The organism is Ktedonobacteraceae bacterium, assembly GCA_035653615.1.
In the GTDB taxonomy this organism is placed as follows: Bacteria; Chloroflexota; Ktedonobacteria; order Ktedonobacterales; family Ktedonobacteraceae; genus DASRBN01.
In genome coordinates, this window is sequence record DASRBN010000041.1 from 28,981 (window position 1) to 49,205 (window position 20,225).

Genomic DNA, 20,225 nt, shown 5'->3' on the forward strand with positions numbered 1-20,225 from the left:
AGGCAAGCCAAGACTAGACTAGAAAGAAAAGGGAGATCATGCCAGCTACATTAAAAGGTCCATATGGACAGACTATTCTAGAACCTACTGCTAATCCATACACTATTGGGAGAAGCCAGGATAATCAACTTGTCGTACAGGATGCGAAGGTCTCATCGCATCATGCCGAGATACGCTCCCAGGGACAGAACTATGAAATCGTCGACCTGGCGAGCAGCAATGGTACCTTCGTGAATGAGCAACGCCTGGCCCCGTATACACCACGACCACTGTCTAATGGTGATCAAATTCGCTTTGGCGATACTGTTTTTCTCTTTGATGCGGGCGTCATGCCATCGCAGCCTCAAATCGAGCCAACCGTCTACGGCGGGCCAAATCAGGGAAGCAATCCCTCCTACCCACCCACCGTAGCAGCACCTCCTTCTTTCAATGGATATGAATATGGCGCTCAGCAGGGAGGATATACACCCCCGCCCCCTGTTGCGGCCCCTCCGCCATCCTATGGAGGCAACAATTACGGCTACCAGCAATCAGCGCCAATATCCTACCCACCCGCCGCGGCTCCTGTTGCACCCGTGCCAGAACAAAAGCGCAGCCGGCGCGGACTATTCCTTATCATAGGAGCCATCATTGCCGTACTATTGATCGCGGGAATTGCATTTGGCGCGCTTGCATACGTAAATCGCTCGACACCTACGAAAACGCTGAATGCCTTCTGTACCGCCCTGAAGGCCGGAGATTACCAGACGGCATATAACCAGCTTTCCAGCGGCTTACAGGCAAAATTCGGCTCGGAAGCGGCTTTCGCAGCCGGTTTCTCTAATAATGAGGGGCTTGGCAAAGTGACCAGCTGCTCGGTCAGCAACGTCAATGATGGAGCCGGCACAGGCACAATCAACTATACCTTTTCGAAAGGTAGCGCGCTTCCGGTTGATTACACGCTGGTTAACGAGAACGGTTGGAAGATCAATGCTCAGAATCCACGCTCCACGCCAACGTTGACCTTGAATACGTATTGTAGCGCATTGACAGCACAGGATTACCAGACGGCCTACAATCAGTTCTCTAAGAACTATCAAAATCAAATCGGCTCGGAATCTGGCTTTGCCAGCGCCGCTGCTACTGATAAGATAAAGGGCTGTACGGTAGATAGCGTCCAGGACTCGGCGGGTACTGCTATGATTACATATGTCCGCACCGACGGGCTGAATATCCACGCAAATGAGACGCTGACAAACGAGCAGGGTACCTGGAAGATCAATAATGAGCAATTCGTCTCAACACCAACTCTGACCTTGCTCAACTATTGTAACGCGTTGAAAAACCAGGATTACCAGACGGCATATAACCAGCTTTCCAGCGCCCAACAGAGCCAGCAAACCGAGTCCCAGTTCGCGTCCAATTTCGACTCGGTTACCGTCAACGATTGTACGGTAAGCAACGTCAATGACACGGCAGGAACCGGCGAGATCACCTACACGCTCAACGGAAGCACTACCGCGACCTTTGACTACACGCTGGTCGATGAGAACAACACCTGGAAGATCAACACTGAAAAACAACACCAGTAAGCACCGCGAATCCTGAGCGCTTAGAAGCCCTGGCAAGAGAACGGTTGAATGCAGCGTTGCATTCAACCGTTCTCTTGCCAGGGCTTCCTCTTTTAAACAACCCCAGTTGATTATGGTATACTTCCGGCAAGTGAAACGATTCATTTTTGCTCCAGGAGGAGATAGATGCCTCAATCAACCATTTTGCTCCAGCCTGTAGACACGGTGAAGGTAACGATCATCATGGACAATAGCCTTGATCTGCTGATGACCGGTACAGAGGTTGCGCAACGCATCAAGCTGGGTCCTCATCCATTTGAGCGTAACTTGCCCATCGGCGAACATGGCTTCTCAGTGCTTATCAATGTAAAGGATGGAGAAAGGAGCGGCACCGTTCTATTTGATACCGGCCTCAACCCACGGAACTTCCTGTACAATCTCGATGCTCTGGAGATCGATCTGGCGGATACCCAGGCGATTATTCTCAGTCATGGGCACCCTGATCACGCTATGGGGCTGACCGGTCTGGTACAGCGCCTGGGCAATCGCAACCTGCCGCTGCTCTTGCATCCCGACGCCTACCTGGAACGAAAGATCATCTTTCCTAATGGAGAGGAAAGCTTCCTACCACCTCCTCGTAAATCAGACCTGTTGCGCGAAAACATACAGGTTATCGAGGAGATAGGCCCCTCAATGCTGGTAGACAATATGATTCTCGTCTCAGGCGAGGTGTCCCGGACAACCAGCTTTGAGAAAGGCTTTGCCACCCACTACGCGAAGCGCGAACACGGCTGGGAGCCTGACCCGCTCATTCACGACGATCAATGTGCCATCATACATGTACGAGAGAAAGGGCTGGTCATCATCACGGGCTGTGGCCATTCCGGTATTATCAATATTATCCGCAATGCTCAGGTTCTCACAGGTATCCAGACCATCTACGCGGTAATCGGTGGTTTCCATCTTACAGGCGCTTTGTTTGCCCCTATCATTCCGGCGACTGTGGCTGCGCTGCAAGAGATCAATCCGCGCTACCTGGTTCCTGGCCATTGCACCGGCTGGCAGGCGACACACCAGATCGCCCGCGCCATGCCCGACGCGTTTATCGCTAACAGCGTTGGGACAAATTTCGTATTGTAGCTCGTGAGAGCCGCAACGTACAGGCACACAATGTAAACGCTTTTATCAGTTGAAAGAGAGAATATATTCGTGACCATAAACAGCTTTGACATCCTGATTCGTGGCGCAAAAATCGTCGATGGAACCGGTAATCCCTGGTACTACGGGGATATCGCCATCGAGGGAGACCGCATTAGAGAGATTGTCGCGCCTGGTCGTATCCCTGCGGAAGCAGCAGGCGAGGTAGTGGACGCGACGGGATCGGTTGCCTGCCCCGGCTTTATCGACATCCTCAGTCACTCGCATATTCCACTCATGCACGATCCGCGCGCCCTCTCTAAGATTACGCAAGGGGTGACGAGCGAAATTATGGGCGAAGGCTGGACGCCCGCACCGTTCGGTGGCCGCATCGAAGACCCTTTTCTGGACCTTTCGCAGCAGGGACGTATCCTGATCGGCGAATGGGCCGAGCGAGCGAAAAGCTGGAAACACCTGAACGATTGGTTGGATGCGATGGTCGAACGCGGTACATCGCCCAATATCGGCACCTTCCTGGGGGGCGGGACGCTGCGCGAGTACGTGAAAGGACGCGATATGGGCGCGCCCACGCCTGGCGAGATGGAAACGATGCGGCGCGTGATGGCGGAAGCAATGGAAGATGGCGCATTCGGCGTCTCTTACGCCCTTATTTATCCCCCCGACACATATACATCGACAGAGGAGCTTATCGAGGTCGCTAAAGTAGCGAGTCGCTACGGTGGCATCTATGTCACCCACCTGCGTTCGGAGGGCGAGCGCCTGCTAGAAGCGATAGACGAGGCAGTGGAGATTGGACGCCAGGCACAACTGCCCGTCGAAATCTACCATCTCAAAGCAATGGGCAAGCATAACTGGCACAAGATGCCGCAAGCCATCGAGCGCATCCAACAGGCACGTGATAGCGGCGTGGATATAACGGCGGATATGTATCCCTATGCAGCTTCCGGCACCGGGCTAGATTCCGTCTTACCACCCTGGATAGCCGAAGGAGGCAGGTATTTCGAACGGCTGGCCGACCCGGACGTTCAAAGGCGCGTGCGCCAGGAAGTGCTTGCGCCATCAGGCACATGGGAGGCCATGGCACATGGCGCCGGACCAGAAGGCGTTATGCCCGTCGGACTTGAAAAGCCTGAGAACCTGCAATATGCGGGCAAACGGCTCTCCGAGATTGCCGCTATGCGCGACCAGCACTGGCTCGATACCGTGATTGATTTGCTACTCTCCGAACAGCAGCGCGTCTTCACCATCTACTTTGTGATGGACGAGGCCAATGTCATGCTGGGACTACAGCAGCCCTGGGTGAAGCTCTCGACAGATGCCGGCGGCGTAGACCCCACCTGGGCAAAGAGCCTGGGGCCAACGCATCCACGCGAGTATGGAACATATCCGCGCATGCTGGCAAAATACGTGCGCGAAGACAAAGCACTGACATTGGAGGACGCGGTGCGCAAAATGAGCGGGGCCGTTGCCGCGCGGCTCGGTTTGTACGACCGCGGTCTACTCCGGCCTGGCTGCTTTGCAGATATTGTCCTCTTCGACCCTGAAACAGTACAGGACCGCGCCACATTTGATGATGCGCACCAACTCTCGACTGGCATTCGCGATGTGTGGGTCAATGGAACGCGCGTGATTCGCATGGGCCAGCATACCGGCGCGACACCTGGCAGGGTTTTAAGAGCCTGAGCTTCCTGGCTTGACACCGCTTACTGCATTGACTATACTCAATCCATACATAAGTGGAACGCCTTTCCACTCCATAGAACAGAGGGCAGCATCCTGATAGTGAAGGAAGAAGCATGCGACACGGCGAACCCCTGGACGGCGAGAAAACGGTGCAGATCGTTCACCGCATTGCCAGCGTGCTGCGCGCTTTCAGCAGTCAGGGATTGCTTGGGATCACAGACCTGGCAGGCGCGACCGGTTTACCGAAGTCTACCACTCACCGGCTCGTAACCGCCCTGGTCAATGAGGGACTGCTCGTACAGGACGAGGATAGTCATAAGTACGCATTGAGCCTGCGCGTGACAGCCCTCGGCGCGAGCATCCTCAGTTCTCATACGGTGCGCAAGTCGGCGCGTCCTATTTTGATGGAGCTGCGAGACGCGACACATGAATCCGTCCACCTGGCAGTGCTGGAGGGCATGGAAGCGGTGATTATCGACACGGAAGATTCCTACTTTGTCGTGCGAGCCGTGAATGTCCCCGGGCAGCACCTGCCCGCTCATGCCGTCTCTACCGGCAAGGTGTTGCTCGCCTATCAATGGGAGGTACGCCTGCGCGAGATACTGAACCACACCACGCTCGCAAAATATACCGACCGCACCATTACCGACCCCCGCCTGCTGCTCGAGGAACTGCGCCGCGTGCGCTCGCTCGGCTACGCCATCTCTTGCGGCGAATTGGAAGAGGGCATCGATGCCGTCGCAGCTCCCATCTTCGATCACCTCGGCTCCGTCGTTGCCGCGGTTTCAATCGGCGGCCCCAGCGAGCGCTGCCGCCCCAAGCAGGGCGAACACATCGCGGCAGTCACGCGCGCCGGACAGCAGATATCGCAGGCATTGCGCTATGTCGGCTGGCACTAGATAAGGTAATCATCATGGTAAAGCAGAGCGAGAATGAACATGTCTAAGGAGTGGTCCCCGCCTTTAGTCGCAGTAAAGGGCGCCGGAGATCTCGCTACAGGCGTTATTCACCGGCTGGTTCGCTCAGGCTTTCCAGTCATAGCCACGGAACTGCCTCAACCAACCGTCCTGCGTCGCACTGTAGCTTTTGCGGAGGCAGTGTCGCTCGGTGAGATGACGGTCGAGGGGATTACCGCCCGGCGCGCAGACTCAATAGAGGGCATCCAGGCCGCGTTAAAAAGGAGCCTCGTGTCGGTAGTGGTTGATCCTGATGGTATATTACTCAAGCAAATGCAACCGGTGGTGTTGGTTGAGGCAACGCTTTCGAAGCGCAACAGCGGGATCACCATGGATGACGCGCCCATAGTGATCGCCCTTGGTCCCGGCTACGAGGCAGGCAGAGACGTACATGCCGTCATTGAGACCAATCGCGGTCACAATCTTGGGCGTGTCTATCTTGAAGGTAGCGCCGAACCGAATACGGGCGTTCCCGGCGCCATTGGTGGCTACAGCAGCGAGCGCTTACTACGCTCACCATGCGCGGGCACAATCTTTGGCCTGCGCCAGATCGGTGATACGGTACAGGCAGGCGAGACGGTAGCAATCGTCAAAGCATCTCCAGCAGGCAAAGACGAGATGCCGGTTATAGCGGCTATATCCGGCATATTACGCGGCCTTGTGCGTGATGGCCTGGGGGTAACCCCCGGCATGAAAATAGGAGATATCGATCCCCGCGCGGTTCGCGAACACTGCTTTACGATTTCGGATAAGTCACGTGCTGTTGCAGGAGGCGTGCTGGAGGCTATTATGTATCTTGGGAGGAAAAGAATTTCGTAATGTTGTCGAGGTATTGCATGTATGCTTAAAATTACTGCCTATCATAGCCCAACGACAATCGCGGATGCAGTCAGGCTGTTAGCGGAAGAAGGCCGAACGATCATTGCAGGTGGGACAGACCTGCTCGTCAATCCGCGCTATATGGTTGGCGTGCGCGAAGTGGTGGATATTCGCAAATTGGGTCTAAATTATATTTCCGAAGAAAACGGCGAGCTGCATATTGGCGCGGGAGCCACCATGCGAACCGTCGCCAGGCATCCAATTGTTCAGGCACTCGCGGACGGCATACTTGCGCGAGGCGCAGCTGTGTGCGGCTCCCCAAACATCCGCAATATGGCGACGCTGGCAGGCAATGTCGCCTCTGCCTTACCTTCCGCGGACACTCCACCTGCTTTGCTGGCACTTGACGCGCAGGCAGTGCTGGTAGGCGAACAGGGAGAGCGTATCGTGCCGTTGAACCAGTTTTTCACCGGCCCGGCTAAAAGCGTCCGTGAGCGCGAGTTGATCCGCGAACTGCGCATCCCATTGAACAGGCAAGGCATGCACGGTGGTTTTTATAAGATTGGCCGCACAGCTGAAGATATCTCGGTGGTAAACGCAGCCGCGACGCTGACTGTTCAAGACGGAGTAATTATTGCTGCGCGCCTGGTGCTGGGAGCGGTGGCCCCCACACCATTGCGTATTCCAACAGCGGAAGAGGCTCTGGTAGGACAGCCAGCCGTAGAGGAAACATTCCAGCGCATGGCGGCAATCGTGGGCGAGGAAGTGCGACCGATCAGCGATCACCGGGCATCCGCCGATTACCGCCGGCGGATGAGCGGCATCGCTGCGGTGCGGGCGCTGCGACAGGCGGCAGGGTTAGCCCCCCATGGAGAGGAATGGCATCATGCCTGAAATAGAAATGACCTTGACAGTCAATGGACAGAAAACAACCTGGCGCGTCCAGCCGGGTGAAACACTGCTGGAAGCCCTGCATGAGCATCATTATAGAGGCGCGAAACTTATTTGCGGCACCGGCGATTGCTGCGGCTGCGGCGTCATTCTGGATGGCCGCTCCATCAACTCCTGCTGCATGTTAGCGGCCCAGGCCGAGGGCGCCGACCTGCTCACCATCGAGGGCCTCGCCCAGGAAGGGAAGCTGCATCCCATTCAGGAAGCATTTGCCGAGGAGGGGGCCGCTCAATGCGGATACTGCACACCGGGTTTCATCATGCGTACTTATGCTTTTTTACAGGATAACCCACATCCCACCGAGGAGGAGGCACGAGCGGCGCTGGCCGGCAACATTTGTCGGTGTACAGGCTATGTGAAGCCGGTCGCGGCAGTCTTGAGAGCGGCTGAGAACATGAAGTCTTAAAACAGGCTTGTCTCGCAATGCCAACCATGGTATGATTCTGAAACATTGAGAAGGAGATCCTGGAAACTTACCTATGGCACATGACTACTACGAACCCGGCGCAGGCAACATTGCCGACGCGAAACATCAACGAGCGCGCCAGGAAGCGCGCACCCGCGTCGTTGGACAAAAAGAGCGGCGCGTAGATGCGCGGCCACTTGTCACAGGCGCACCCGTCTATGCTGCTGAATTTGAACAGCCCAATATGCTGCATGCCCGCATCCTGCACTCCCCACACGCGCATGCCACTATTCGCCATATCGATAAAAGCAAGGCGCTCGCTTTACCGGGTGTTTATGCTATTCTGACCTATGAAGACCTTCCACGCGTGGCACATAGCACCGCCGGCCAGCCCTACGTGGAGATGTCTCCCTATGATGCCTATTTGCTTGACAATCGCGTGCGTTATGTGGGAGATTGGGTCGCTTTCGTCGCGGCAGAAACCCCTGCCATCGCCGAGGAAGCCCTTGGCCTCATCGAAGTCGATTATGATGTGCTACCGGCCGTATTCGACCCGCTCGAAGCCTGCAAGGAGGGCGCTCCCCAATTGCACGAACCCGATACAACGCACCCCAACGCGGGCAAGAATCTGGGCAGCATTTATGATGCATCCCACAATATCGCCGCGCACGAGGTGATCCGGCACGGCGACTTTGATGCCGCGATGCGCGAGGCCGATATCATCGTTGAGGGAGAATATCGCGTCCCATATATTTCACATGCCGTGTTGGAGCCGCATGTGTGCGTTGCCTACCTGGACGGCTACGAGCGCATGATCGTCGTCAGCAGCACGCAGGTGCCATATCATACACGCCGCCAGCTGGCCTCAGTATTGCAGTTGCCCATCTCGCGCGTGCGCATCGTCAAACCGCGCGTTGGTGGTGGTTTCGGCAGCAAACAGGAGATGCTGCTGGAACCGGTTGCCGCGGCCCTGGCCCTGAAAACGCGCCGGCCCGTGCGCATCGAATACAGCCGCCAGGAAGAATTTACCGCCGGAAGATTCCGCCACCCGATGATTATGCGCATGCGCAGCGGTGTAAAGCGCGACGGCACGCTGGTTGCTATCTCCATGCATTCCATTGGCAACGCGGGCGCGTATGGGACGCATAGCTTCACCGTCACGCGCAGCACGGGGCATAAAACGTTGTGCCTGTATCGCGCCAAAGCCTATCTCTTCCAGGCCGATGCCATTTATACCAACCTGCCCATTACAGGCGCCATGCGTGGTTATGGCGCGCCGCAGGGCTTTTTTGCCCTTGAATCGCACATCGATGAAATCGCGCACCGCCTTAATATGGACCCATTGGAATTCCGGCGCAAGAATCACGTGCAGAAAGGCGATTGGGACCCCATCGAAGGCGAAGAGATAGATGGCGTATGGCACTCCAAACGTCAATTTCGTTCGTGTGGCCTGCCGGAGTGCCTGGAACGTGGGGCAGCAGCTATAGGTTGGTATCAGCCATTCGATAGAGGCGATGGCAAGCCGGCCCGGCGCGGGCGAGGCATGGCGACCGCGATGCAGGGGAGCGGCGTTGCCAGCTTTGAACTTGGCGGAGCCTCGATCAAGCTCAACGAAGATGGCTCGTTCAATGTCATGACAGGAGCCACCGATATCGGGCAGGGCAGCGATACCATCCTTGGCCAGATCGCAGCAGAGGCGCTGGGGGTCGGCATGGACAAGATCATCATGCATTCCGCCGATACCGATTCCAGCGTCTTCGACTACGGTTCGTATGCTTCCAGCACCACCTATATCAGTGGCAGCGGCGTCAAGGTCGCCGCGGAGCGGGTGCGGCAGCAAATCCTGGAAGTGGCGGGCGATATGCTCGACTGCTCTCCTGAAGACATGTCGATCATCGATGGAGTTATTTATACACCGCGCGGCGCGAGCAATCTGACCATAGCGGATATCGCGCATGAAACATTGTATGGCAGGCACCGCCAGCAGATTATGGCAAAAGGAGATTTCTGGACTGATGATTCGCCGGCTCCTTTTTTCGCACAATTCGTAGAGGTCGAGGTAGACACGGAAACGGGACAGGTACGCGTGACAAGGGCCGTCAACGCGCTTGATCTTGGCAAAGCCATCAATCCCACCCTGGCCACCGGACAGGTCGAGGGAGCAGTCACGATGGCCCTGGGCTATGCGCTTAGCGAAGAGCTCAAATTCGACGAGCAGGGCCGCGTGCGCAATCCGGGATTTGTGGATTATAAAGTCATGTCAACACTGGATATGCCGAAGATGACAACCATCCTGGTTGAGGACACCGAATACACGGGGCCGTTCGGAGCGAAATCCGCCGGTGAAGTACCCACCAATGGCATGGCTCCCGCGGTCGCCAATGCGGTCTACGATGCGTTAGGGGTACGCATTCGTAGCCTACCAATCACTCCAGAAAAGATTTTACAAGCGTTAGATGAACAAAAAGATAAATAAATAGCCAGGATCAGGGAAAAGTAGAAATATGGCGCAGGAATATACATCACCAGCATATCTTCTCATCCAACAAGGCCCGCAGGCCGGTAAGCGTGTGGAACTGTGGAAAGACTGCACCACGATTGGCCGCAGCCGCAATTGTGACATTTTCTTAGAAGACCTCGCCGTCCATCGCAAACAGGCAAGCATCTGGCATACCGATGCAGGCTACGTCCTGCGCGATGAACATGGCAGCGGCGATTGCTTCGTGAATGAGCAGCCTGTGAGAGAGCAACTGCTGGTTGATGGAGATCGCTTGCAATTCGGCAACACACTCCTCATCTTTTTCGCTCACGAGGGGACGCGTCCATTCCAGCTTGCTTCGTCGCGTGGCCGCGAGCTCCATATCGGCAAGCAGCCGGACCCATCAGGCAGCGCGATTGCTAAACTGAACCTTACCGGACGGCGAGGGGTCATTGTGCGTAGTTTTGAATTGCTGCCCGAGATGACAATCGGACGCAGCCGCGAATGCGATATTTTCCTGGAAGACCTGGCCGTCAGTCGTCTCCACGCAACCATCCGCCAGCTACCAGATGGTGGATACGAGATTGAGGATCATCGCTCGGCCACCGGCACCTTCGTCAATGGCATGCCCATCACACGCTATCAATTGCTCGAAGGCGACGTAGTGCAGATCGGCACAAGCAGGCTGGTATTCAAGCGCTCGACTTCCTAGGATTGTACATTTCTAAAGACTTCACTGCTGTTCCTGTTCATCATATACATGCGTCTGCTGTATAAATCGCCGCACTTCTGGCGGCACATCCTGCAAATGCTCCTGTGGGTCCTGCCGAATGCGCGTCGAAGAGAAATCGCGATAGGACGCGCTGAACGGCAGAGGATGAATGTGCCCTGCAAATTGCAGGTTTTCGGGTTTGTGTAAAAGCGCATTGAGTTGCTGCGGGCCAGCATCTCCGCGTGGCGCAACCAGCAATTCCGCCAGGGCAAAAAGCTCCCGCAGGGCCGCATCACGGTCTTGATAATAATGGGGATCGAGGATTTGCACAATTTTGTCAAAGCCTATCAGGAAATAGAGTCTCGTCACCTTCGGAAAACAGGTCCGTATCCCCTGCGCCTGCTCCACATATAATCCCCGGTTCAACAGCATAATCCCCGTATGACGCAGGTGGTGCCGCAGCACAGTTTCGAGCAGCATGATGCGGTCAAGCACTGTGGGCTTCTGGACATGCTCCTTATCGACAATATGCTTGCTCATCGCGGCATAGAGCCTGATTGCCTGCTTTTTCTCACCTGTCGATATCAGGTGAGAACGCGCGTATTGCCGTGCCTGGCTCAGTAACGCCAGGTGCGCATTTGTAGGTGGATTAAACGAACCGGGGAAGACTACGACGATACCTTGCGGCACGGGCGAGCCGGGCACAATCAAAGCCTGTGGCTCGGCTTCAGGATCGAGTTGGTCAAGCAGCGATTGTACCTGCTGGCGGCGTTGAATGGTATGTTTGGAAAGGTGTTTGTCCATGATGCATTACATTTTCTTGAAGATGAGCTTAGCGATTGGCATTTGTAGTATGTCGTAATTATACCATTCTCAGAGGCAGGAACCAATGAAAAATCCCCTGCAAGCCAGATAGAGGTGCTTGCGGGGGATAAGATGAAACCACTATTTCAATTGTTTAGTTGTCTCCTGAACTGCCGATATTCTCAGTAACACCAACCACCTTTACCTCCACAGTGGTCCACGTTGGCTGCATCGTTGTTCCTTGAATAGAAAAGCTCGCGGTTCCGCCGCCCGGAACATTATCTACATTGAAAAAAGCAGTCGCTCCCACTACTGTTCCTGAAGCATCGAGCAATAATCCCTGTACATAGATATCATGCTGTTTCGTGTCGCCATTTTTGATCTTGCCATCCACCTCAAACGTATGATGTCCGGCTACTAATTTCGCCGTGGGTGTACCAACAAGCGTCATGAGTGGAAGCAAGGCCTGTTCCGTTGTCGCTGTTGAGGTGGACTGCGTTGCTGTCGGGGATGGTGAAGTTGATGTAGATGAACCGGTGGAAGTGGTGGGCGCATTATTGCCGCACGCTGCCAATAAGAGCGTTAGCAGTAAACCGATAAGGATAACAATAGATAGCCGGCGTTTGACAAGGGAAGTTTGCATGAGTGCTTTCTCCTTCGTAAGAAAATAGTATTTCCCCCCTTTGGCCTCCTGGCTTTCAACATCGTGAGGGAGTGATTGTTACTATTGAGCAATCACATTTCAAATAAACGCAGAAAAGAGGTAAGCTGGATTATAAGACCGTCTGGAAAAGCTGGAATAACAGGTACAGATTGAGCGTAACAATCAGCCCGGCAACCACCCATGCGACCAGCGTTGTATAGCGGCGATTGACCAGGTCGCCCATCAGGTTCTTTTGACGGGTGAACATCACCAACGGAATGAGCGCGAAAGGAATGCCGAAGCTGAGAATCACCTGGCTGACGACCAGCGTACTGGTAGGATCGAGGTTTAAAGCTATGACAATTAATGCAGGCAGCATTGTTACCAGGCGCCGCAGCCATACAGGAATCTGGCGGCGCAGGAATCCCTGCATCACCACCTGGCCGGCCATTGTTCCAACCGTCGACGAGGATAGACCAGAAGCCAGCAAAGATACGGCAAAAATCACGCTGGCTGCGCTACCAAGCAATGGCTGTAGCGTTCGATATGCCTGATCGAGAGTCCCGATACCTGTCATCCCATGAGCGAAGAAAGTCGCCGAAGCCATCACCAGCATAAACAGGTTGACCAGACCCGCTAAAGACATCGCTATGACCACATCTATCAATTCAAAACGGAAGAGCTTCCGGCGTTCCTTCGTCCCCCTGGCAATAACGCGATTCTGAGTGAGCGATGAATGCAGAAAAATGACGTGCGGCATCACCGTAGCACCCAGAATACCAACTGCCAGCAGCACACTACTGGTGCCGGCGAATTGCGGCACGACAGCATGGTAGCCGATCTGGGCCCAATCTGGTCTATCGAGGACCGTCTCAATCAAATAGCTGCCGGCAACTACGCCCACCAGGGCAGTAATCACAGCTTCGAGATGCCGGAACCCACGATGCTCAAGGCCAAGGATGATGAACGTTGTAATCCCCGTCAGAATTCCCGCTAGCAGCAAAGGTATGTGAAAGAGCAGATTGAAGCCAACCGCAGCGCCGAGAAATTCGGCCAGGTCGGTAGCCATCGCTACGATTTCTGAAAGCACCCACATTCCCAGCACGACGGGTCGAGGAAACTGCTCGCGACAGATTTCCGCGAGATTCCTTCCGGTCGCAATCCCTAGTTTTGCCGATAGGGTTTGAATGAGCATCGCCATGAGGTTACTGGCGATAATCACCCAGACCAGCAGATAACCAAATTGGGCGCCGGCCTGTATATTGGTGGCAAAATTACCGGGATCGATATAGGCTACACTGGCAATAAAGGCAGGACCAAGGAAAGGGAGAATGCGCGTCAGAACGTTGCGCTTACTCTGTCCTTCCAGAACTTCACGCGCGGCTCTAACTGTCGCATTGTCCACACCCCCAATGAACTCTTCCTGTGTTGCTTTTGAACGTAGTAACGCCATGGTACATGTCCTGTTCTATAGCCATAATCTCACTTGTTTGCCATCTCACCTGCTTCAATAGGTGTTACAGTAATATGTTCGGCCAGTTCTGCCCCCAACATATGTTCGACCTGCTGTGGCTTTTCGCCCACACGAATGCGCAACGGACCGCCAAATGGCGCCCGCTCGATCACCTCTACGTATGTCTCAGGATACAGCCCCAGTTGCCCAAGGTAGCGCAGCTTTTCGGGGTCCTGGTCGCTTACACGCACGATAAGAGCTGTTCGTCCCTGTGCCAGCTGCGGCAACGGAATGCCCTTACGCAGAGGAATCACCCCATCCTTACTGGGAATGGGGTCGCCATGCGGATCAACCGTGGGATAGCCGAGCAGGGCATCAAGTTTGTCTTCAAACTCTTCCGAGATAACATGCTCCAGCTTGTCCGCCTCGTCATGCACCTTATCCCAGCTATAGCCGAGCTCGCGCGCCAGGTACAGTTCGAGCAGGCGATGATGCCGGATAACCTCCATCGCCTTGCGCTCGCCCAGGGCCGTCAGGCGCACACCGCGGTAAGGTGCGTGTTCAACCCAACCGGCCGCCGCAAAATCTTTGAATAACATCGTCACGGTCGCATCACTCACCCCCAACCGCTCGCTGACCGCTGAAGTAGAGACTTTTTGCCCCCGCTCCTGCATATCATAAATCACCTTCAAACAATCACTGATGCGAGGGGCAAGATCTTGAATCGGCTCTTCCATGTTTATCTCTCCCGAAACAAAAGTTTTAGATTGCTAAAAATATAGTAACATATCTTTAAAAGATTCGCAAGAGATTCTGGGCAATCACCAGAATTTTGACCTCTTGCTAGACCGGGAACAACAGCGTAAACTGAAGGAGATGTGAATCAGGGTTAAGGAGAAAATGATGGCACAACCGATTGAAGCTCAGGCGCTGAACAACGATACGCTCGCCGGCGAGCGTACCTATCCTGCTTTATGGAAATTGCGCCTGGTATCAGGATGGATAATGCTCCTGACTTCGCTGGTCGGTCTCTTTGCGGTGAGCTGGGATATCCAGTGGCATATCGCCGTGGGACGGGACCGCACGCTGACCGCACCGCACCTCTTTATTCTGGGAAGTATAACCGTGACGGGTCTCGCAGCTCTGGCAGCCGTTCTTCTAGAAACGCTGTGGGCACGGCGTAATGCATCAGTAGCTCAGGAGAGTACGACGTTTGCGGGCATCTTCTCCAGTTCATTAGGAACTTACCTCGTCGGATATGGAGCGCTCGATGCCGCTATCGCCTTTCCGCTGGATCAATACTGGCATACGCTCTACGGGATCGATGTCTCAATCTGGGCCCCTTTTCATATTATGGCGCTGGTAGGAGTCAGTGTGGGCTGCCTGGGAATCATATATATCCTGGCAGATGGGGCTCAGCTTGCCGCAAAACAGGGAGCGCAATGGGCAGCACAGGTAGGATATATTGGAGTGATTGTGGCATGCGCGACGCTGCTAAGTTTCCTCTCTATTCTGTTGCTCAATGCCCTCAGTACAGGGTATCTCCATTTCGGCAACCTGACTTTCACCGTCTATCCGCTGATGCTCGGCGCATTTGGCATCTTTGTGATGATGCTGGCCACTCGCGCGTTGCCATGGCGAGCAGCGTCCACAAGCGTAGTGATCGTCTACCTGGTCATTGGGCTGGGAATTTACCTGCTTGTGCCGTCCTTGATGACACTCAATCTCCACCTTGAACAGCAGGCCTTGCTTCCGAGTGCGCCAACCGTTTCTATCGTAGCGGTAGAATGGCAATACTGGGTAATTATCGCGGCAGTACTGCTGGATATCGTTGTCTGGGTCTCGCAGCGCATGAGGTGGCCGTTGAGAAGCACAAACTGGGTGACATTTGTAGTCGCTTCGATAGGCATCAGCCTGTCGGCATTCTTCTACCCGTTGTTTCTCCGCACTGCTCGCGCGCATGCCAGCCTCGCGTCCGCCGTAAAAGGCACAGTGCAGGCTACTACTCAATCGCAGGCAGCCGGCAATCTGCCGCATACCAACATAGTAGTGATTGTCGTAGTATCGCTCCTGCTCGGCCTGCTGGGCACATGGCTGGGATACTGGCTCGGTACAGGCACCGGCGAATCGATGCGGAGGAAGCAGGCATGAAAAGGAGGACGAGTCGCTGGCAGCAATTTCTGCTCGCGCTGGGTATACTCGCGCTGATCTTCCTGCTGGTCGAAATCGGCACGACCCTGGCCGCGACACAGCATGGGAACACACCGGCACGCGTCGAACAGGTACAGGCAGGCCCTTATCGCTTCATAGTAAGCCTCTACGACGACCCTGCTCGCGCGGGTTTCGCGCTGCCTTTCGCGATTGCTCCGCAGGGAGCGGAGCAAGGTTCCTGGAGCTACCAGGTGACTTCTGTTCCGGTGGGGACACCTTTGCGCAACGGCCAGATTCGCATCAATGGCAAGCTTACAGCGAACCCGATCAGGGATAGTGTGAGTCCTGACCCGCGGGTGCCGGGAGGCGTGCAGGGAGACGCCGAGATCACGGTGCAGGGGCCATGGAACTTGCACGTGGTTGTAGATGGGCCACTTGGCCAGCAGTCATTTGATGTCCCGGTCACAGCCACTACCCTGCCCGCAATACCAACCTGGCTGGGCTGGTTCATTGGTTTCATTCCTGTCTACGGGATCGCCGTTTTCCTGTGGATGCAGGCAGGGCGCAGAAGGCAAGCTATCTCTCCAACTGGGTGATTTAAAGTCCTATAGGGACAGCGGCTTATCCCTGTCCAGGTTTGGGGTCCTGATGCCCGTAGGGACAGCGACGCGTTCCTGTCCTGCACCACAGCTTGACGTTCTGTTCTAGAAGAGATACAATATAGGCGGAAAGTATCGGTCAAAAAGTTATCAAATGTACCGGGCGACTCTAGCCGTCCGGTTTTCTTATGCCTTTAGAAAAGAAAGTCTCACATCGAAATTATGCAGGTTATGAAGAGTATGACCCAGACAGAACGTTTAGTGCGGCGCGAGGATATTCGTAACGTCGCCATTATCGCCCACGTTGATCATGGCAAAACCACCCTGGTGGATGGCCTGTTAAAGCAGAGCCACATCTTCCGCGAAAACCAGCAGGTGGGCGAGCTAATTATGGATTCCAACGACCAGGAACGCGAACGCGGCATTACCATCCTGGCTAAAAATACCGCTATCACCTATCGAGGTATCAAGATCAATATCATCGATACACCGGGTCATGCCGATTTTGGCGGCGAAGTCGAGCGTGTGCTGAATATGGCCGATGGTTGCATCCTGCTCATTGACGCCGTTGAAGGCCCCATGCCGCAGACACGTTTCGTCTTGCAAAAGGCTTTGGAACTCAATCTGCAGCCCATCGTCGTCATCAACAAAATTGATCGCCGCGATGCCCGCATCGCCCAGGTAGTCGAATGGACGCAGGACCTTTTCCTTGAACTGGCAACGACCGACGCGCACCTCGATTTCCCTATCCTGTACGCGATTGGCCGCGAGGGGGTCGCCATGTATTCACCCGATGACGAGCCTCGCGACCTCGAACCATTGTTTGAGACCATCGTCAATACCGTTCCGGCCCCGCTGGTGGATACCGAAGCCCCACTGCAGATGCTGGTGGCAGCGCTCGACTACGACGACTATAAGGGCAAGTACGCAATTGGCCGCGTGGTGCGTGGGCGCGTGAAGCCCAATACGTTCGTCGCGCATATCAACCGCGACGGCATCGTCTCGCGCCAGAAAATCAATCTTGTCCTCACCTTCAAGGGCTTGCAGCGCGTTGAAGTCGATGAGGCGCTGGCGGGAGATATCGTTGCGCTCACCGGCATTCCCAACGCTAATATCGGTGAGACAATTGCCGATATCGATACGCCCGAAGCCTTGCCCACTATTGCCATCACCGAGCCTACACTGAAAATGACGTTTGGCGTGAATACCAGTCCGTTCGCCGGGCGCGAGGGAAAGTTTCAGACTTCGCGCCAGCTGCGGGCGCGGCTCTATCGTGAGTTGGAGACGAACGTCAGCCTGCGCGTAGAAGATGGCAACACGCCTGACGAATTTATCGTTTCAGGACGCGGCGAGCTACATCTTTCGGTTTTGATCGAAACCATGCGCCGCGAAGGGTACGAATTCCAGGTCTCCCGCCCGGAGGTTATCACGCACATAGGCGAGGATGGCGAAATACTCGAACCGATTGAGCACCTGGTTATAGATACCCGCGAGACGTACATCGGAGTTTTGACGGAAACGCTCGCCGCCCGCAAAGCGCAGCTCGCGAATATGACCAACGATGGTTCAGGAAATGTGCGCCTGGAGTACCACATCCCAACACGCGGCTTAATCGGTTTCCGCAACGCCTTCCTGACGCTCACGCAGGGCAATGGAGCGATGAGCAGCATGTTGATCGACTACCAACCCTGGCTCGGAAAAATAGGCACGACCCGTATGGGAGCATTGATCGCTTCTGAGACCGGTGTAGCGGTAACTTATGGATTGAACAACGCCCAGCAGCGCGGTGATACGTTTATCGAACCAGGCACGCCCGTTTACGAGGGCATGATTGTCGGCCTCAACGTGCGGCCAATGGACATGGTGGTCAACGTCTGCAAAGAAAAGCAGAAAACGAATGTCCGCTCCTCGACCGCCGATATCGCCGTGCGCCTAACGCCACCCATCATCATGAGCCTGGAGCAATCGCTCGACTTCATCAATAACGATGAACTGGTCGAGGTGACGCCGCTAAATATCCGCCTGCGCAAACGCTACCTCACGCAGCACGAACGCGCGCGCAATCGCGATACGGAATAAAAATCAAAATACTATCCAGGGCGGACCCTTGTGGTTGCCCTGGAAGAGACGTTACTTCGGCGTAACTATCGCGGAAAATCCACCCCACCATTGCATAAATTGCTGGTGAGAGATTGCATGGCGATTAAAGATCGAGGAATCGGCTAAATAGACACTGGAACTATTTCCACCCGTCACCACCAGAAGGTGGCCATCTGGATATTTAGAAGGTGGGAAATCCACGATGACGGGTTCTCCCTGGTTGGCAATCGCTATCACCTGGGCAAGACTACGATTGTAGCCCCAAACGGTCTTGAAACCAAATTTCGCGACCGTTTCCGCAATACCTGAATCTCTCAATAGCCCCAATTGCGGCGTAATAGCGCCTAATTGGGATTCAACCTTCAAGATATCCGTGATGCGATAATGATGTCCATAGGCATTGATTACTTCTGTCATTGACGCCGCGGAGCAGGCAGAATAGGCCCAGGTATTATATTCCTGTGTAGAGTTGTATTGAGATGGGTCAAGCTGGCTTATACGAACGAGCTTCTGTGAGACATTATAGGTGGGCTCGCTCCCAGGAGTTTGCTGTGCCGCGGAAGCATCTTGCGAAAGGAACCACGTCGGCCCGAAAGAGGCGGGATGAGGCAGCAGGAGGTTCAAAGAGTAAAAGCCAAGTATAAAAATGGCGACGAGGCCAATGATAATGACTTTCCAGGGCAGAGACTCGCCTATATCGCGGCCCGTGGCACGTCCCCATAGCGCCGCCATTGACAGGCTCAATAAGGCCGGTTCCTCAGTAGAAGCTCTATAACGCCGTGCGCGCACCGGTTCAGTATCAACTGGATCACGCCGCCTGCCGCGCATCGCAGAATATGATGGTGGACGTTGACTACGCGCTCGTGGTTTAGGGGAAAGCAGCAATCCGACCAGGGTAATGATCAGGGAAACCGCGAGCAACGGAATCAGGAGCATGGGCATAAAATATTTTACTCCGTACTAGCCAGCCGCCGATTGCCGACGAGTAATACCGCGTTCTTGTACAAACTTTCTAATGTTGCTTCTTAGTAAAGTATAGCATATGATACCATCGAATTTCAACGTACAGATGTACTTTTTTCTCAACGAATTTTTTCCGGTTCCGTTATACCGCCAAAAGTCATAAAATGCTGTCTTCCCCTTGCCTTTCCCTGAGCCGATTTTAAACAGTGTAGCATCAAAACGAATGGCCGATATAGGTACTCACTCCTCTCAAGCGCAGGATGAAAGGCGTTGCTTGTTTGGGGCCTGCGTGGAGTCAATTAACCCATCTTGACAGTGAGAAGTGGTTTAATGTATTATTTTCCTATAACAATAGGTCTTTAGGTTTTCTTGTCGCGTCAGGTTATTTCCATGACAAATGAAAAGTCAGTAATTGAATTTTACCTGGATAGCCGTTCAGGAGTAGCTACCTACATGCAAATAGTGCAACAAGTAAGGTATGCTCTACGGCTTGGCTATTTGCAGCCGGGAGATCGATTGCCAACCATACGTGAAGTCGTCGCGAAACTTGCTATTAATCCGAATACAGTCTTTAAAGCTTATCGGCAACTTGAAATGGAAGGGTTGATAACATCACATCCAGGATTAGGAACTTTTGTACTACACGGGCTGGAGAAGCCCTTATCGGCATCCCTTGAAGTTCTTCGTCAAGAATTATCTAGTTGGCTAGATAAAGCTGAAGCAACTGGACTGGATCAGGAAAGCATTCGAGCACTTTTCTTGAGTACGATTCAACGAAAAAAAGTGAGGATGTAATGA

At 54.4% G+C, this 20,225-nt stretch carries 18 protein-coding genes; 13 read left to right on the forward strand and 5 right to left on the reverse strand.

Going from position 1 to position 20,225, the window contains the following annotated elements; genetic code table 11:
• The first annotated feature begins 38 nt into the window (after positions 1-38).
• From VFA09_25155 to VFA09_25195, 9 genes are all read left to right on the forward strand, one after another.
• Entirely contained in the window at positions 39-1,571 is a 1,533-nt protein-coding gene (locus VFA09_25155; GenBank protein ID HZU70586.1) for an FHA domain-containing protein, read from the forward strand.
• Between the two features lie 165 nt (positions 1,572-1,736).
• Positions 1,737-2,690 carry an MBL fold metallo-hydrolase gene (locus VFA09_25160; protein HZU70587.1) on the forward strand — a complete coding sequence of 318 codons (954 nt, stop codon included), beginning with the start codon at positions 1,737-1,739 and terminating at the stop codon, positions 2,688-2,690.
• 69 nt (positions 2,691-2,759) lie between these two features.
• A complete protein-coding gene (locus VFA09_25165; GenBank protein HZU70588.1) occupies positions 2,760-4,391 on the forward strand; it encodes a D-aminoacylase in 1,632 nt (543 codons plus the stop codon).
• Positions 4,392-4,504: 113 nt separating this feature from the next.
• Positions 4,505-5,290, forward strand: a complete 786-nt coding sequence (locus tag VFA09_25170; GenBank protein ID HZU70589.1) for an IclR family transcriptional regulator — start codon at positions 4,505-4,507, stop codon at positions 5,288-5,290.
• Between the two features lie 33 nt (positions 5,291-5,323).
• A complete protein-coding gene (gene yqeB, locus VFA09_25175) occupies positions 5,324-6,166 on the forward strand; it encodes a selenium-dependent molybdenum cofactor biosynthesis protein YqeB (GenBank protein ID HZU70590.1) in 843 nt (280 codons plus the stop codon).
• 21 nt (positions 6,167-6,187) lie between these two features.
• A complete protein-coding gene (locus tag VFA09_25180) occupies positions 6,188-7,060 on the forward strand; it encodes an FAD binding domain-containing protein (GenBank protein HZU70591.1) in 873 nt (290 codons plus the stop codon).
• On the forward strand, positions 7,053-7,523 hold the full coding sequence (locus tag VFA09_25185) for a (2Fe-2S)-binding protein (protein ID HZU70592.1): 471 nt from the start codon (positions 7,053-7,055) through the stop codon (positions 7,521-7,523). Before VFA09_25180 ends, VFA09_25185 begins: the two co-directional genes overlap by 8 nt.
• 73 nt (positions 7,524-7,596) lie before the next feature.
• Positions 7,597-9,999 carry a molybdopterin cofactor-binding domain-containing protein gene (locus VFA09_25190; protein HZU70593.1) on the forward strand — a complete coding sequence of 801 codons (2,403 nt, stop codon included), beginning with the start codon at positions 7,597-7,599 and terminating at the stop codon, positions 9,997-9,999.
• Positions 10,000-10,027: 28 nt separating this feature from the next.
• The gene (locus VFA09_25195; GenBank protein HZU70594.1) at positions 10,028-10,714 is read left to right on the forward strand and encodes an FHA domain-containing protein; all 687 of its coding nucleotides are present in this window, start codon (positions 10,028-10,030) and stop codon (positions 10,712-10,714) included.
• A gap of 21 nt (positions 10,715-10,735) precedes the next feature.
• Here the strand turns inward: VFA09_25195 and VFA09_25200 are convergent, their stop codons facing one another.
• From VFA09_25200 to VFA09_25215, 4 genes are all read right to left on the reverse strand, one after another.
• The gene (locus tag VFA09_25200) at positions 10,736-11,518 is read right to left on the reverse strand and encodes a hypothetical protein (protein HZU70595.1); all 783 of its coding nucleotides are present in this window, start codon (positions 11,516-11,518) and stop codon (positions 10,736-10,738) included.
• Between the two features lie 154 nt (positions 11,519-11,672).
• The gene (locus tag VFA09_25205) at positions 11,673-12,161 is read right to left on the reverse strand and encodes a hypothetical protein (protein ID HZU70596.1); all 489 of its coding nucleotides are present in this window, start codon (positions 12,159-12,161) and stop codon (positions 11,673-11,675) included.
• 130 nt (positions 12,162-12,291) lie between these two features.
• On the reverse strand, positions 12,292-13,614 hold the full coding sequence (locus tag VFA09_25210) for an Nramp family divalent metal transporter (GenBank protein ID HZU70597.1): 1,323 nt from the start codon (positions 13,612-13,614) through the stop codon (positions 12,292-12,294).
• Between the two features lie 29 nt (positions 13,615-13,643).
• A complete protein-coding gene (locus VFA09_25215) occupies positions 13,644-14,351 on the reverse strand; it encodes a metal-dependent transcriptional regulator (GenBank protein ID HZU70598.1) in 708 nt (235 codons plus the stop codon).
• Positions 14,352-14,517: 166 nt separating this feature from the next.
• On the opposite strand from VFA09_25215, the gene VFA09_25220 reads away from it, so the two are divergent.
• The 3 genes from VFA09_25220 (at position 14,518) to typA (ending at position 18,443) form a co-directional block, all read left to right on the forward strand.
• Positions 14,518-15,765 carry a hypothetical protein gene (locus tag VFA09_25220; protein HZU70599.1) on the forward strand — a complete coding sequence of 416 codons (1,248 nt, stop codon included), beginning with the start codon at positions 14,518-14,520 and terminating at the stop codon, positions 15,763-15,765.
• Complete coding sequence (locus VFA09_25225) at positions 15,762-16,361, forward strand: hypothetical protein (GenBank protein ID HZU70600.1); 600 nt, start codon at positions 15,762-15,764, stop codon at positions 16,359-16,361. The genes VFA09_25220 and VFA09_25225 overlap by 4 nt, the downstream gene beginning before the upstream one ends.
• 243 nt (positions 16,362-16,604) lie before the next feature.
• Positions 16,605-18,443, forward strand: coding sequence for a translational GTPase TypA (gene typA, locus VFA09_25230; protein ID HZU70601.1), 1,839 nt, complete (start codon positions 16,605-16,607; stop codon positions 18,441-18,443).
• Between the two features lie 51 nt (positions 18,444-18,494).
• Here typA and VFA09_25235 read toward each other — a convergent pair whose 3' ends face one another.
• A complete protein-coding gene (locus tag VFA09_25235; protein HZU70602.1) occupies positions 18,495-19,406 on the reverse strand; it encodes a C39 family peptidase in 912 nt (303 codons plus the stop codon).
• A gap of 474 nt (positions 19,407-19,880) precedes the next feature.
• On the opposite strand from VFA09_25235, the gene VFA09_25240 reads away from it, so the two are divergent.
• Positions 19,881-20,222 carry a GntR family transcriptional regulator gene (locus tag VFA09_25240; protein HZU70603.1) on the forward strand — a complete coding sequence of 114 codons (342 nt, stop codon included), beginning with the start codon at positions 19,881-19,883 and terminating at the stop codon, positions 20,220-20,222.
• Positions 20,223-20,225: the final 3 nt, after the last annotated feature.

What these genes read in the sequence shown, in the direction of transcription:
- VFA09_25155 (HZU70586.1), top strand. Translation starts at nt 39, where the DNA reads ATGCCAGCTACATTAAAAGGTCCATATGGACAGACTATTCTAGAACCT.
- VFA09_25160 (HZU70587.1), top strand. Translation starts at nt 1,737, where the DNA reads ATGCCTCAATCAACCATTTTGCTCCAGCCTGTAGACACGGTGAAGGTA.
- VFA09_25170 (HZU70589.1), top strand. Translation starts at nt 4,505, where the DNA reads ATGCGACACGGCGAACCCCTGGACGGCGAGAAAACGGTGCAGATCGTT.
- yqeB (HZU70590.1), top strand. Translation starts at nt 5,324, where the DNA reads ATGAACATGTCTAAGGAGTGGTCCCCGCCTTTAGTCGCAGTAAAGGGC.
- VFA09_25180 (HZU70591.1), top strand. Translation starts at nt 6,188, where the DNA reads ATGCTTAAAATTACTGCCTATCATAGCCCAACGACAATCGCGGATGCA.
- VFA09_25185 (HZU70592.1), top strand. Translation starts at nt 7,053, where the DNA reads ATGCCTGAAATAGAAATGACCTTGACAGTCAATGGACAGAAAACAACC.
- VFA09_25190 (HZU70593.1), top strand. Translation starts at nt 7,597, where the DNA reads ATGGCACATGACTACTACGAACCCGGCGCAGGCAACATTGCCGACGCG.
- VFA09_25195 (HZU70594.1), top strand. Translation starts at nt 10,028, where the DNA reads ATGGCGCAGGAATATACATCACCAGCATATCTTCTCATCCAACAAGGC.
- VFA09_25200 (HZU70595.1), bottom strand. Translation starts at nt 11,518, where the DNA reads ATGGACAAACACCTTTCCAAACATACCATTCAACGCCGCCAGCAGGTA.
- VFA09_25205 (HZU70596.1), bottom strand. Translation starts at nt 12,161, where the DNA reads ATGCAAACTTCCCTTGTCAAACGCCGGCTATCTATTGTTATCCTTATC.
- VFA09_25210 (HZU70597.1), bottom strand. Translation starts at nt 13,614, where the DNA reads ATGGCGTTACTACGTTCAAAAGCAACACAGGAAGAGTTCATTGGGGGT.
- VFA09_25215 (HZU70598.1), bottom strand. Translation starts at nt 14,351, where the DNA reads ATGGAAGAGCCGATTCAAGATCTTGCCCCTCGCATCAGTGATTGTTTG.
- VFA09_25220 (HZU70599.1), top strand. Translation starts at nt 14,518, where the DNA reads ATGGCACAACCGATTGAAGCTCAGGCGCTGAACAACGATACGCTCGCC.
- VFA09_25225 (HZU70600.1), top strand. Translation starts at nt 15,762, where the DNA reads ATGAAAAGGAGGACGAGTCGCTGGCAGCAATTTCTGCTCGCGCTGGGT.
- typA (HZU70601.1), top strand. Translation starts at nt 16,605, where the DNA reads ATGACCCAGACAGAACGTTTAGTGCGGCGCGAGGATATTCGTAACGTC.
- VFA09_25235 (HZU70602.1), bottom strand. Translation starts at nt 19,406, where the DNA reads ATGCCCATGCTCCTGATTCCGTTGCTCGCGGTTTCCCTGATCATTACC.
- VFA09_25240 (HZU70603.1), top strand. Translation starts at nt 19,881, where the DNA reads ATGCAAATAGTGCAACAAGTAAGGTATGCTCTACGGCTTGGCTATTTG.